Source organism: Paenibacillus sp. 01T422, assembly GCF_056398785.1.
This window is the reverse complement of record NZ_JBFTQB010001664.1, coordinates 1-439: the sequence shown is the minus strand read 5'-3', so window position 1 is coordinate 439 and position 439 is coordinate 1. Positions and strand designations below refer to the sequence as shown.

The window sequence follows — 439 nt, the reverse complement described above, 5'->3', positions numbered from 1 at the left end:
GATTAACGGTAGGTTTTCCTGTTATTCAATTGAGAGGCGGCATCATGGACTGCCACTTCGATACTTGGCTACTGACAGGGCAACTGAGCTCACAACTAGTGGCTCGATTGACTCATAATAATGCCGATTACGGCTATCATTCTCCGCTGCTGATTCGCTGTATCTTCTAAGCTCATTAAACCGAGAAGCTGTACTCGACTTCTCTCGTCTGTTTCACCAACCCACGCCACTGTTCCACCGGAACAATGTCGACGACCGCTTTGATCGGGATGCTCGCAAAATCCAGCTCCGGCACAGCCGCAAGCTTCATCCGGTTGGTGACCAGTCGGTCAAGCCAACCGGGGTACACCCGCTCCATCTGCTGCAGCCGATAGATGGCCGTCTCAAAATCCTTGCGTGCCGCGTTCACTGAACCGATCACGCACTTATTCTCCAGCAC

The 439-nt window shown here is 52.4% G+C and carries 1 pseudogene; it reads right to left on the bottom strand.

Annotated features, from left to right (window positions below):
• Positions 1 to 175 precede the first annotated feature (175 nt).
• Positions 176 to 439, bottom strand: a pseudogene (locus tag AC1DUA_RS40680) (glucose 1-dehydrogenase); the annotation flags it as partial.